Origin of the sequence: Noviherbaspirillum pedocola, assembly GCF_016632335.1 — a bacterium.
GTDB classification, from domain to species: domain Bacteria; phylum Pseudomonadota; class Gammaproteobacteria; order Burkholderiales; family Burkholderiaceae_D; genus Noviherbaspirillum_A; species Noviherbaspirillum_A pedocola.
In genome coordinates, this window is sequence record NZ_JAEPBG010000020.1 from 50,279 (window position 1) to 62,910 (window position 12,632).

At 57.3% G+C, this 12,632-nt stretch carries 10 protein-coding genes; 6 read left to right on the plus strand and 4 right to left on the minus strand.

The features are described 5' to 3' along the window. Positions 1 to 105: 105 nt before the first annotated feature. The 3 genes from JJB74_RS27505 (at position 106) to JJB74_RS27515 (ending at position 2,995) form a co-directional block, all read left to right on the plus strand. Positions 106 to 636, plus strand: a complete 531-nt coding sequence (locus JJB74_RS27505; protein WP_200597556.1) for a PadR family transcriptional regulator — start codon at positions 106 to 108, stop codon at positions 634 to 636. 477 nt (positions 637 to 1,113) lie between these two features. After that, entirely contained in the window at positions 1,114 to 2,580 is a 1,467-nt protein-coding gene (locus JJB74_RS27510; protein WP_200597558.1) for an ATPase domain-containing protein, read from the plus strand. 4 nt (positions 2,581 to 2,584) lie between these two features. Continuing rightward, entirely contained in the window at positions 2,585 to 2,995 is a 411-nt protein-coding gene (locus tag JJB74_RS27515; protein ID WP_200597560.1) for a response regulator, read from the plus strand. 193 nt (positions 2,996 to 3,188) lie between these two features. Here the strand turns inward: JJB74_RS27515 and JJB74_RS27520 are convergent, their stop codons facing one another. Then, complete coding sequence (locus JJB74_RS27520; RefSeq protein ID WP_234484915.1) at positions 3,189 to 4,580, minus strand: hybrid sensor histidine kinase/response regulator; 1,392 nt, start codon at positions 4,578 to 4,580, stop codon at positions 3,189 to 3,191. A gap of 144 nt (positions 4,581 to 4,724) precedes the next feature. Then, the gene (locus JJB74_RS27525; protein WP_200597564.1) at positions 4,725 to 6,230 is read right to left on the minus strand and encodes an ATPase domain-containing protein; all 1,506 of its coding nucleotides are present in this window, start codon (positions 6,228 to 6,230) and stop codon (positions 4,725 to 4,727) included. Positions 6,231 to 6,723: 493 nt separating this feature from the next. Here JJB74_RS27525 and JJB74_RS27530 point away from each other — a divergent pair, with 493 nt between their 5' ends. Both JJB74_RS27530 and JJB74_RS27535 read left to right on the plus strand, forming a co-directional pair. Further along, positions 6,724 to 7,536, plus strand: coding sequence for a cache domain-containing protein (locus JJB74_RS27530; protein WP_200597566.1), 813 nt, complete (start codon positions 6,724 to 6,726; stop codon positions 7,534 to 7,536). A gap of 83 nt (positions 7,537 to 7,619) precedes the next feature. Continuing rightward, a complete protein-coding gene (locus JJB74_RS27535; RefSeq protein ID WP_200597567.1) occupies positions 7,620 to 9,452 on the plus strand; it encodes an ATP-binding response regulator in 1,833 nt (610 codons plus the stop codon). A gap of 90 nt (positions 9,453 to 9,542) precedes the next feature. Here the strand turns inward: JJB74_RS27535 and JJB74_RS27540 are convergent, their stop codons facing one another. Then, positions 9,543 to 10,328 carry an SDR family NAD(P)-dependent oxidoreductase gene (locus tag JJB74_RS27540; protein ID WP_200597569.1) on the minus strand — a complete coding sequence of 262 codons (786 nt, stop codon included), beginning with the start codon at positions 10,326 to 10,328 and terminating at the stop codon, positions 9,543 to 9,545. Positions 10,329 to 10,465: 137 nt separating this feature from the next. Further along, entirely contained in the window at positions 10,466 to 11,008 is a 543-nt protein-coding gene (locus JJB74_RS27545) for an H-NS family nucleoid-associated regulatory protein (protein WP_200597571.1), read from the minus strand. A gap of 266 nt (positions 11,009 to 11,274) precedes the next feature. Between JJB74_RS27545 and JJB74_RS27550 the strand changes: the two genes are divergently transcribed. After that, positions 11,275 to 12,594 carry an ABC transporter substrate-binding protein gene (locus tag JJB74_RS27550; protein WP_200597573.1) on the plus strand — a complete coding sequence of 440 codons (1,320 nt, stop codon included), beginning with the start codon at positions 11,275 to 11,277 and terminating at the stop codon, positions 12,592 to 12,594. Positions 12,595 to 12,632: the final 38 nt, after the last annotated feature.

Genomic DNA, 12,632 nt, shown 5'->3' on the forward strand with positions numbered 1-12,632 from the left:
TCGGGGGAGTAAGTGGACTATGCAATCAGTTGCATAGTCTAGAGTGGGATGGACATCTATGCAACCAGTTGCATAAACACTTTCCTGCGCCTAGACTTGCGGCCTATGTCGCTCGCCCATGCCGTTCTCACTTCCTTGCTGGAAAAAGCCACCTCGGGTTACGACCTGGCACGTCGCTTTGATAAGTCCATCGGCTATTTCTGGCACGCCACCCATCAGCAGATTTACCGCGAGCTGGCGCGCATGGAGGCCGCAGGCTGGATCGAATCCAGTTCGGCGCCGGATGCCGGCAAGACCCGCAAGCGGGAATACCGCGTGCTTCCCGCCGGCCGTGCGGAACTGATTCGATGGGCCAATGACTCCTCGCCGGCAATGGATTTTCGGGACGAATTCATGGTGAAGTTGCGTGCCGATGCCGCATTGAGTGAAGTCGATCTGCGCCCTGAAATTCGGCGCCAGATTGAACGGCACCAGGAAAAGCTGGCGCACTACCGGGCCATCGAAGCGAAGGATTTCCTTCATGGCGGCGCTCTCACGCGCGAAGCACGCATCCAGCACATGATTCTCAAGAAGGGCATCCTGTACGAAAAGGTTTCCATCGAATGGGCACAGGAGATGCTGGACGTTCTCGCATAGAAGTCTTCAAGCCATGGCATGGATAAAGCAGGGTTGCCTGGTTATGAACACCACGGCAGAACGCTCAGCAAAAAATCAGTTCTCGTCCTGCTGCTCGTTGTTCACGCTGAATTTGCCGTACGGGTAATCAGCCGCGCACACGCATTTCTTGCATGCCTGTGACACTGTACAAAGCGGCGTGTGATGGGCTCCTTGCGACCACAGAACCTGACGCGCGCTGCGGCCCGCTGATTCCAAGCACTGTTGGCATATCCAATTGATCAGCTCGCAACTGATAGACTTGCAAGATTGTCTGATCGGCAGAACGCCCAATTCAGCTTTAACCAAGGCTTTGTTTGAGAAGCGTAGCGAGCAGTCCGGGGTTGGACCGAGCAGCGGACTCTTGCTGGAGCAAGGCGAGCAGCGCAGGTTCAACCCCGTGACGCGCAGTAGCTCATCAAACATAACCAGGCCGCAAACACACTTTTCGAGTAAGCGATGGAACAAGCCCAACACGACACCGCGCCCCGTTCAAGCGGTGCCCGGCTTCTGACCACTGGAATCCCAGGTCTGGACACCGTTCTCGGCGGCGGCTTTCCGGCCAGACACCTTTTCATGATCCAAGGTTTGGCTGGCAGCGGTAAGACCACACTGGCATGCCAGATCGGTTTCGTTCAGGCCCAGCAGGGCAGCAAGGTTCTGATCGTTACGCTGATAGCCGAGTCACATGCGAAGTTATTGCAGCATCTGGCCAACTTCGCATTCTTCGACGAAGGCCTGGTCGGTCGCCAAGTGCTCTTCTTTGGCGGCTATCCGGCCTTGGCTCAAGGCGGATTGCGTGAACTCCTGCATTTCCTTTCCACTTGCCTGGACCAGCACAAGCCGGATGTCATGATCATCGACGGCTTCCGCTCGGTGCGGGAGTCGCGGCCGTCGGATCTTGTGCTATCCGAGTTCATGCATTCACTCAACGCCCTGGTCGCGGCGATGGAATGCACGACCTTCCTGCTCTCGCCCACCGAAGGCAATATCGCCGAGTCTGAAAATACCCTGGTTGACGGTCTGGTCGAACTCAGCCAGTTCGAGGACGGCGTGCGTACTGTCCGGGAAATGCGGGTATACAAGGCGCGCGGCGCGGATCATCTGCTCGGCAAGCATGCATTCGAAGTGAGCCGGACCGGTGTAGTGGTTTATCCGCGCCTGGAAGCTGTCGCCACACGCACCAACATCGCCTCCACGGCCTCGGACAGGCGCGTTGCCTTTGGCATTCCCTCATGGGATGCGCTGACAAACGGCGGTGTAGCGCACGGATCCATCACCAATCTCGTCGGTACCCCTGGCGTGGGCAAAACCATCATGGGTCTTCACTTCATTCAGCAGGCGCTGCGGGATGATGAGCCCTGCCTGATCCTCGGATTCTTCGAATCCCCGCCTCGTCTGCTGCACAAGGCAAAAGCGGTCGGCATCAATCTCGACGATGCCATGAGCGATGGTCGCCTGGAAATGCTGTGGTACCTGCCGCTGGAGATGTTGATGGATCGGCTGGCGGTGGAGCTATTTGAAAACATCGACCGCCGCAAAGTGACGCGACTGGTGATAGACGGCGTCGAAGGCTTCCGCGACGTTGCAGTTCACCCGCACCGCATCCGGCTGTTTCTGATTGCTCTCGTCAATGGCCTGCGCATCCGCAATGTCACCACCATCATCACGCAGGAACTTCCGTATTTCAGGGAGTCGTACGCGCGCTCGGATTCGTCCGAATCGGTGCTGTACGAAAACATGATATTGCTCAAGGCGATAGAAATTGATGGCGTCGACCACCGACTGATTTCCACCGTGAAGCTGCGTGAGGGTGGCTATGACCCGTCACGGTATGAAATGATTATTTCCGACACCGGCATCAGGATTGGGGAACGCGCTTCGGCACTGTTGCACAGTACCGAGCGATCCAAAGGGGTGCAATAAAGGTATGTCGGACGATACAACGTCGATCGTCGACGACGCAGCTGTCGCAGGGAAGACCAGGCGTATTCTGGTCGTCGACGACGAGATCGATATCACAGCGATCTATTCCATGCTGTTCGAGTTGCATGGCTTTGAAGTCCTTACCGCCGCGAACGGCCGGCAGGCACTTGGCCTGATCGGCACCGAACCGCCTGACATCGTGCTGTCCGACTGCATGATGCCGGTAATGGACGGGATTGAACTGACCCGCATACTCAGAAGCGATCCGAAGACGGCCGAGATCCCGATCATCCTGACGAGCGCATTGCCAGACCCGGAAAGGCTGGGCAGCAGCAAGCACGACCTGTTCATACAGAAGCCTGCGAATTTTTCCGCCTTGCTGAAGTCCGTGAAACGCATGCTGAGCAAAACCTGAATGCCGCCTTGCTCCTGAAGGGTTTCCCATATCGAGCCGTACCCGGTATCCGCGAAGCTTTACCCTTCGCTCGCCAAGCAGACCTGTGAGCTTCTGCCTCAACCGGAGCCTGGCCAAGCATAGCCAGACACGCCGGTTGTACGGCTCAATCAATAAGATGCCGCGTCGCTTGGCCCATCCGATATGTCCGACCTCAGCGCAATTGCGACATGATGCGCAGCAGGTCGTCCATGTTCACCGGCTTAACCAGGTGATGGTCGAACCCGGACTCAGTGGTCCTCTTTCTATCCTGTTCCTGCCCATACCCGGTAATCGCAATCAGGATGGAGTGCGCCGTTTCCGGTTGCGTCCGCAGTTGCTTCGCCAAAGCATTCCCATCCAGATCAGGTAGGCCGATATCGAGCAGGCAGACTTCAGGCCGCTCCTTACGGGCGCGTTCCAGGGCGCTTTTGGCAGTATGTTCCACCACGGTTTCGTGTCCCATGGCGTCGAGCAGCAGCGACAGCATGTGCGCGGCGTCGATATTGTCGTCCACCACCAGCATGCGCAAGCCCGTTGCTGGCGCGGGTGTACTGACCGGTTTGTCTGGCGCCTCTCGCGGCTTCTGCGTCGTCAGGCGCGGAAGAGAGACAGTGAACTGGCTGCCTTTTCCAATCCCGATACTGGATGCGTCGACGGTGCCTTCATGCTGTTCCACCAGGCTCTTGACCAGGGCCAGCCCGATCCCCAAGCCCCCTTGCGAGCGGTCCGATGTCCGTTCGGCTTGCGTGAACATTTCAAAGACATGATCGATCGTTGCCTGCGCCATGCCGATGCCATCGTCGACCACTCGGATGATCACCTTGTCGGGCTCGAGCTCCAGCGAGAGCGTGATATTGCTGCCTTCGGGAGAATACTTCGTTGCATTGTTCAGGAGATTGGAGATGACCTGGATGAGGCGTTTCTGATCACCATGGATCATGGCTGCCTCGGGCGGTGTCTGTACCGTCAGCCGATGACGTCTTACATCAATGAGCGGACGTACCTGCTCAACAGCGCTGCTCACCAGTTGCCTTGCGTCGACTTGCGATCGTTCCAGCTTGACCAGCCCACGAGATACGCGCGAGGCATCGAGCAAGTCGTCGATCAGGCTGGTCATGTGCTTGACCTGGCGGGCGATGATTTCACTGGTCTGCTGAATGCGGACGGGATCGAGATGCGCCACCCGGAGGAGATCGGACGCTGCCCCTATTGGCGCCAGGGGATTGCGCAGTTCATGCGCCAGCATCGCAAGGAACTCGTCCTTGCGCCGATCGATCTCGCGCATTTCATATTGGCGACTGCGACCGCGCAGCGCCGAGATCACCGCCATGACAAGCGTAACGCTTTGCACCGGCCGTTCGAGCAGCGTCACGTTGCCAAGTTCGAGATAGATGCTGCGCATCTCGGATGAATCCAGTCCGCGCTTGCTCAGGACCAGAATGGGCAGATCAGACCAAGTCGGCTGTTCCTTGAGAAACGGCGTAATCGCCTTCATGAAATCCGTCGTCAGCGCATCGTCCGCGATCAGGATGCAGCCGGCGCCGCGCTCCAGTTCTCCGATCATTTCACCGGCGGCGCGGCATACCTGGCATTCGATGGTGGCGCGCTCCAGCAGCTTCGCAATCAGCAGCCCATCCTTGCCGGTGGGCGTGTACACCAATACTCGACGTTCCACGAATGACCTTGATTTGAAGAGAAGTGAGAAGCGTCAGGTCGGGCTGAGAGGCTCGCCGTCATCCATGTCGCATGCATCCACCAGGGTGGGCACTCCCGTCAGTACCCCCTGGAAGTCTTTCAGCACTGCGCCCACTTCAAGGCCGGCGGAGGTAATGCGAAACCGCCGCAAGGTGGTCTCATGCGCGCTGCCGCGCTTCTTGAATACCGATATTGCCTTCTCGACTGCTCCGCGCGCTTCGAAATATCGCAGGATCAGTACGTTGTCGGCCATGTAGCTCACATCCGCGCCGGTCGTCATGACCCCAACCATGCCTGCCTGAACGCCGATGACGAAAGTCGCCACGCCACGCTGCTCCAGGTAGGTAAGCACTTCATGCAAGTGGGTATTGAGGAATCCCGCGCCCGGCATTGCATTCAGGTAGCCATTCAAGCTGTCGATCACGATGACTTTGGCGCCGGCATCCGCCGCGCGGCACACCGCATGCGTGAACTCTCCGGGCGACAGCTCCGCGGGATCGATCTGATGCACGAACAGCTGCCCCGAAAGGTAGGGCGTATGCAGATTCATGCCGATGCCCTCGCTACGGTTCAGCAGAGAGTTGAATGATTCCTCGAACAGGAACAATGCCGCCCGACTGCCTCGTGCCAGCGCCGCCTGCACGAACTGTACTGCCAGGCTGGACTTGCCGGTACCCGGAGGACCGGAAATCAGTGTGCTTGAGCCTTCTTCGATGCCACCGCCAAGCAGCAAGTCAAATGCAGGAAGACCGCTCGACAGCTTCACGCGCTTGACGAGCGCCCTCGTCTCTGCAGCAACGAGCCTTGGATAAACGATGATTCCTCCGGTGATGATCGAATAGTCATGCGGCCCGCGCCGGAACGCGATGCCGCGATACTTGAGGACTCTCACCACGCGCCTGTCCGCACCGTAATCGGACTCATGGTGATGAAGCGAAATGACGCCATGGGCAATGCTTCGTACCTGCTGATCGCCGCCAATGGCAGTCTTGTCGTCAAGAAGCAAGGCGGTGCAGGAACGCTTTGCGAAATACTGCTTGAGCGCCAGCACATGGCGGCGATATCGCAACGGGTTACCGGAAAGGAGCTGCAGCTCCGAGAGCGAATCCAGCACTACCCGCGTCGGGTTGAGCCGTTCGATCATTTCCAGGATCCTGCTGTTGGTCTCGGTCAGTTCCACTTCGGATGGATGCAAAACGGTATATTGCTCGTCCGGATCCAGGATGCTTTCCTCGGGAATGACTTCATGCACGGTGACGCCATCCATCGAAAGACGGTGGGCCTGCGCGACGGAGCGCAGCTCGATGTCGTTCTCGGCCAGGGTAATGTAAAGAACCGGCTCACCTTGCCTGGCGCCTTCGATCAGAAACTGCAGCGCCATGGTGGTCTTGCCTGCGCCCGGATCGCCTTCGAGGAGATAGAGACGTTCCTTGGTCAAGCCACCGCCAAGAATATTGTCGAGCCCGGGAATTCCAGTGGAGATGAAGGCATTACTGAGCGCATTTTGTGTAGTGGCCATGAGAAACCTTAAGGAACGAGTGCTTGGCGGTATAGAGAAAAGGCAACCCCTGGCTCGCGGAACACAAGGCGATTGGTATGAAGTATCCGCATTCTACTTGGAAGAGCAGAGACGATTTGCAACCATGGATACAAGACTTGCGCCTCGACTACAAATGACATGACCTCACGTAGACGCTGGTCTGATGCAGCGTGAAATTCGTAGCCTTTCCGGCGGCCATCGATCACCTGCTTGTGGGCTGCCCCCTTCTTTCGACAACAACGTCGTAGCCAAACTTCAGCAGCCAACGCAAGGGAATTGCGCCAACGGTTGTGTGCCGGTCTCGCCTGTTTGCATTGATCCTGAACAAACCGGGGCCTTTTGCCGACGTCGTCAATGCCTCAAGCGCCAAAGTTTCCAAGAGCAAACTGCACAATAAGGTATTCTCTGCTTACCGAGGAAACGACTGACTCGCTTCCCGAACGCGTTAAATCGTGAACAGGCTCCAGAAGCAATGAATAATCCGCTCGCGATACGCAACCCCAAACCGAATCGATTTCGCCCCAGCCTGCGCGTTTGGCTGGGGTTGGCGCTTGGCTCATTGATCATCTTGCTGGCGGTGACCATCGCCGGCGCTTTGGAACGCGTAGCGCGCCGAGAAGTCATGAAAGTGTCTTCTCAAAATCTGGAAAACATCAGCCAGCAGATGGCGAGAGAAATCTCCTTTGGCATGACGCGCTTCGGCAAGGAAGTCATGACCGAGGCGCTCCTGCCAACGCTGCGCAACCCTCTATCGTCTCCCGAGCAAATTCGGCCGCTGCTGGATCAATTCGTCGCGCTCCATCCGGAATTCTCTTACCTGGGCGTAGTTGATATTCCTTCTGCCACCGTCGTGGCGTCGAACGCGGGATTGTTTGAAGGAGGCAGTGCAAAAGGTCGGCCTGTTTTTGAGAACGGACGCAAGGGCCTTTTCCTCGGCGATGTGCATCCCGCAGCAAGGCTTGCCGAGCTTCTTCCAAAAGCCAGCAATGGAGACGCACTGCGCTTCCTGGATGTCGGCGCACCCATCATGGATGCCGAGGGCGTCAAGATACGTGTCCTCGCCGCCCATATCAGCTTTGAGTGGACGCGGCAAATACGGGAACAGATCCTTGCACCAACCAGAGACTTGCGCGGTGTTGAGGCACTCCTGGTTGATAGCGCTGGCAAAGTGGTTCTGGCTCCCAACGATTCCATCAAGGTTGGAGAACCGATCAGGGAATTGGTGAGGGGCAAGTGGGCGATATTGCTTCAATCCGTACATGGTCGGATGGCGCGTCATATATAACAGTGTCCAGCGCAGTACTTCCGAACGGCGCCTTCGACGGCTTCGGTTGGCGCGTGGTGACGCGCCAGCCCGAACACTTGGCCATGGCGCCGGCTGCCAGCCTGCGTTCATCCTTCTTTCTGGGCGCCTCGTGTCTTGGATGCCTGGCAGCCACACTCGCCTGGTTAATTGCAAACCGGGTTGCGCGGCCGGTCACGGCACTTGCCGAAGTCGCCAGGCGGATTGGCGTCGACAGTGGCGAGCTGCACGCAGCGCCTTCTGGAATCGGCGAGATCGATCAGGTGCGCGAGGCGCTGGTCGAGCTTGCCCAGGACCGCAGGCGACACAGCACGGCACTCGCGGACCGCGAAAGGCGCTTTGCCGTTTTTGCGGACCTTATGCCTCACCTGGTCTTCGAAACGGATGCAGACGGTCAACTGACATACGCCAACCGCCAATGGATAGCGCAGCTGGGCCCCTTCGATGGCATGAGCCTGACGAAGCTCAGCGCAGGCATGCTCAAGGAAGACCGCGAAGCCTTTCTGGAATCGTGGGATCAAGCGCGGATTGATGGCGGTGAACTTGATGCGCTCGCGCGCCTGCGTGTCGCCGGACTCGGTGAATCGCGGTGGTTCAGGGTGCTGGCGCGGCCCGTGTCTGGCAAAAGTGGCGCGGTCGAGCAATGGTTGGGAACGTTAAGCGATGTGAACGAGACCATCCTGATCGCCAATGGCCTGGAAAAAGCGCTGGAGCGGGAAAAGGCGGCTCGCACGGAACTTGAGCAGGTCATTGCCATGAAAGACGATTTCCTGGCAACGCTGTCGCACGAACTACGCACACCACTCAACGTAGTAGGCGGCTGGGCACAAATGCTTGAAGCACGCGCCAACGATCCCGCCTATGTGGTACGAGGTGCCGGTGTCATTCGGCGCAACATTGACTTGCAGGCGGCGTTGATCAACGGTCTCTTGGACATGAGCGCGATAGCGGCTGGCAAGGTGGTCCTGGAGATTCAAGCAACGGATTTGGGTCAGCTGCTTGGCAGCGAGCGCGATGCGTTCACGAAGCTCGCCCATGACAGGGGCGTGAACTTGAGCATCGAGGCGCCGGAGCTGCCGATCACGATTCAAGTAGACGCGAGACGCGTAAGCCAGATTCTTTCCAACCTGTTGTCCAACGCGATCAAGTTCACCGAAGCCTCAGGATCCGTCCGCGTTCGCGCATGGGAAGAAGGAGGGTGGGCAAGCGTGGAAGTGAGCGACACTGGCTGCGGCATAGACCCGCAGTTCTTGCCTCATGTGTTCGATCGTTTTCGCCAGCAGGACTCCTCGATGTCGCGGAAAAAAGGTGGCGTCGGCTTGGGCCTCGCTATCGCGAAGAGCTTGACGGAGCTGCAAAATGGCAAGCTCTTCGCCCACAGCGAAGGCCCCGGCAAAGGATGCGTATTCACGCTGAAGTTTCCTTGCAATGCAGCGGCGATGGGCCTTCCTTCCGCCGATGATAGCGACGAGCCGCCGCTGGCCAATTTCGGCAGTGCGCATGTGCTGTTAGTCGAGGACAATCCGGATGCGCGGGAAATTACGGCCGACGCTCTGCGAACCCTGGGCGCGACAGTCGACTCGGCCGAGGACGCTAAGACCGCCCTCAAATGGCTTGCTGTCAATAAGTTCGATCTGCTTGTCTGTGACATAGGCATGCCGGGAATGGATGGCTACGCGCTGATGGAACGCATACGCGCGAGCTCGGACCCGAGAGTGGCTCAACTGCCCGCCATAGCACTCACTGCCTACGCGATGTGCGATGACGTAGCCCGCGCCAAGGAGGCCGGCTTTCAGTGCCATGTCTCCAAGCCTTTTGGTTTGCTTACCCTGAGCACTGCCGTCGAAGCTGCTCTTGAACCGAGCGGATTGGCCACGCGCCGCGAACGACACACTTGAGCTTGCGGGTACGAATGCACTTGAAGCAACCAGAGTGAACATAGTTTGGCGGCCATCTTCGGCCGACGTTTGCCCGACTCTTCGCCACCTTCATTGAGCCAGAAAACCTCCATCTACTGGCAACGTATGGCCGGTCACCATGGAAGATGCCCGACTCGCAAGGAATAGCACCGCTCCAACAATGTCATTGACTTCTGCGATTCTTCCCATCGGCGTCATCTTCTGAATTTCGGTAATTAAATCCGGCTGCTCGAATAAGGATTCCGTAAAGTTGGTGCGCACCCAGGTAGGCGCAACCGCATTCACCCTTATGCCCTTCCGGGCCCACTCCACTGCGAGCGCGCGGGTCAGATTCACCACCGCGCCTTTGCTCGCCTGATACGAAATATTCGGGTACAGACCGCCGCCAGACATGCCCATGATCGATGCCACGTTAACGATGCGCCCTGCCCTTTCCTGCAGCATATAGCGCGCTGCAACCCTGCAGCACAGGAACACACCGGTGAGATTGACATCGATGACCTTATTCCAGTCCTCTAAAGTCAGGTCTATCGTAGGGCGCCTGATTGCAATGCCGGCGTTATTGACCAACACATCTACACGGCCGTGCCGTTGTTCAATCGCAGCAAATACCGCTTCGACATCCGACTCCCGTGTGACGTCGAGCTCGAACCAGTCAGCCGATCCACCAGTATTCACGATGCTCATCGCTGCATTTTCAGCAGCCGCCCTGTCTTTATCCAGCACAATCACTTGTGCGCCAACGCTAGCGAAGCATTGCGCAAAGGCGTAACCAAGTCCATTTCCTGCGCCGGTGACAACGGCCACCTCGCTATCCATTCTGAACAAATCAAGGGGCTTGAGAGGATCACTCATTATTCAGTCGCTTATCCATGTCGTAATCGATGATGCAAAGCCTGCTGTTCCAACGCATGTAGATGACAGAAGAAACGATGATTCCAGAAACGAAATGAGATATGGCGCTGCATCGACAGTGCAGCGCCTCTACTCACTTAATGCACCGAAGACGATGCGGTCGTCTGATGCGGAATGTTCGGGGACTGAATCAGGTATTGAGAAGCATCGCCCACGAACCATGCCGGGCGACGTCCACGGCCGGACCAGGTTTTATCAGAATTCGGGTCCTTGTATTTCGCTTCAATCTTTCGCGCGTTCCCCTGCACAGCCGCTTTTTTTGCCTTCGTGGCTCGTCCCGTTTTGCCGCCTTGCACAAGGCTCGGGCTACCATCCGCGGATCGACTTTGCGATCTCGCACGCTGCTGTTTTGCGCCGCCTGCCCTGGTGGTTTCTGCTTTTGCCTTCCGGCCGCCCCGCGTTGCGTCCAATGCGTTTGCAGACGCAAGGCGTGGCGCAGTGCTTTGGCCTCCGGCGTAATTTTCCTTGAGTGCTTTGCGCGATTCGCCGACCGCATCAATCTGTTCCAGCGCGTGCTCCAGATCCATCACCTGCTGTGTCCACAACTCGAGGACTTTTCTTGCATGGTCAAGATCAGCTTGTATCAATGCACGCGCGGATTGGAGATTACTAATCATCATTGCTCCTCGTTGTAAAGAAAATCGTAAAAAGGCAGAACATTCGGGGGACGTACTCTGGCGCTGATATTAGACCTGTTCTCTCAGCCAGACACGGAAAAAATCAAGGACGAATACCTTGGGTAACGATTGATTTATCGCAAACACCTTAAACGCATGATGATTGAATATCAGCAACACGATCTGCCCCTGCGATGCTAATGAAAAATAAATGGGCACGACACCTCGGTTGCAAGCTAACGACGAGCAAACCTTGAAAAGGAGGAGACATGAAGAACTATACCCGCCGCCAGTTCATGCAGACTGCGACAGCGCTTACCGTGGCATCAACCTGCAACCTGGATGCCTTCGCCACAGACTTACCGAACCAGCGTTATGCGCCTGAGAAGGGCGCCAAACTGCGCATGCTGCGCTGGAAGCGTTTCGTGCAAGGCGACGAGGATGTATGGCTGGCCAATACCAGGAAGTTCAGCGAGATGACTGGCGTCGAAGTTCGCGTCGATAGCGAAAGCTGGGAGGACGTGCGGCCGAAAGCAGCGGTGGCTGCGAATGTAGGCAGCGGACCGGACATCATTTGCGGCACCTTCGAAGATTCGCATTTGTACCCGGACAAACTGGTCGACCTGACAGACCTCGCCAATTATCTGGGAGATAAATACGGTGGCTGGTACGACTCCGCCAAAGCCTACGGCATGATCGACAAGAAGAAATGGAATGCGATCCCGATGGGTGCTGCCGGAAGCTGTATGGTCTATCGCGAAAGCCACATGAAGGCAGCCGGATTCGATACCTTTCCGAGAGATACTGCCGGCTTCCTGAAACTGTGCCAAAACCTGAAGGCGAAAGGCACACCGGCCGGATTCGCACTCGGCAACGCCACCGGCGATGCGAACCAATGGTGCCACTGGTTGTTGTGGGCTTTTGGCGGGAAGCTGGTAGATGCCAATAACAGGGTCGCCATAGATAGCCCGGAAACGGTGGCGGCGCTCGAATATGCACGGGAGCTGTATGCGACCTTTGCCCCTGGCACCTTGTCCTGGCTGGATCCGAATAACAATAAGGCTTTCCTCGATGGCCAGATCAGCCTGACCAACAATGGCATTTCGATTTATTACGCCGCGAAGACGTCCAAGGATCCGAATCTCGCCGCAATGGCCCCGGACATCAATCACGCCAACATGCCTGTCGGCCCGGTCGGTCACCCGACGGAACTCGCGCTGATTTTTCCGATGATGGTGTTCAAATACTGCAAGTACCCGAATGCGGCAAAGGAATATCTGCGCTTCATGATGGAGAAGGAGCAGTATGAACCCTGGCAGGCAGCGTCCATTGGCTATGTCACCCAACCATTGAAAGCCTATGAATCGAATGCGGTCTGGACTTCGGACCCGAAGCACACGCCATACCGCGACCTGATGAAGGTCATGCAAAGCAATGGCTACGCCGGTGACCTGGGTTATGCCTCTGCATCGGTGATGGCCGACTTCATCGTCGTGAACATGGTTGCGGAAGCAGCCAGCGGCGCGAAAACACCCAAGGAAGCCATCCAGAGGGCTGCAAGCCGGGCTGAAAGGTACTACAAGCTGTGATCGGTGCGTAATGAATGATGTGGCAGGCCGGGCTTGGG

Coding starts and splice junctions, on each gene's coding strand:
- JJB74_RS27535 (WP_200597567.1), top strand. CDS start 7,620: ATGGCGCCGGCTGCCAGCCTGCGTTCATCCTTCTTTCTGGGCGCCTCG.
- JJB74_RS27545 (WP_200597571.1), bottom strand. CDS start 11,008: ATGATGATTAGTAATCTCCAATCCGCGCGTGCATTGATACAAGCTGAT.
- JJB74_RS27525 (WP_200597564.1), bottom strand. CDS start 6,230: ATGGCCACTACACAAAATGCGCTCAGTAATGCCTTCATCTCCACTGGA.
- JJB74_RS27550 (WP_200597573.1), top strand. CDS start 11,275: ATGAAGAACTATACCCGCCGCCAGTTCATGCAGACTGCGACAGCGCTT.
- JJB74_RS27505 (WP_200597556.1), top strand. CDS start 106: ATGTCGCTCGCCCATGCCGTTCTCACTTCCTTGCTGGAAAAAGCCACC.
- JJB74_RS27540 (WP_200597569.1), bottom strand. CDS start 10,328: ATGAGTGATCCTCTCAAGCCCCTTGATTTGTTCAGAATGGATAGCGAG.
- JJB74_RS27530 (WP_200597566.1), top strand. CDS start 6,724: ATGAATAATCCGCTCGCGATACGCAACCCCAAACCGAATCGATTTCGC.
- JJB74_RS27510 (WP_200597558.1), top strand. CDS start 1,114: ATGGAACAAGCCCAACACGACACCGCGCCCCGTTCAAGCGGTGCCCGG.
- JJB74_RS27520 (WP_234484915.1), bottom strand. CDS start 4,580: ATGATCGGAGAACTGGAGCGCGGCGCCGGCTGCATCCTGATCGCGGAC.
- JJB74_RS27515 (WP_200597560.1), top strand. CDS start 2,585: ATGTCGGACGATACAACGTCGATCGTCGACGACGCAGCTGTCGCAGGG.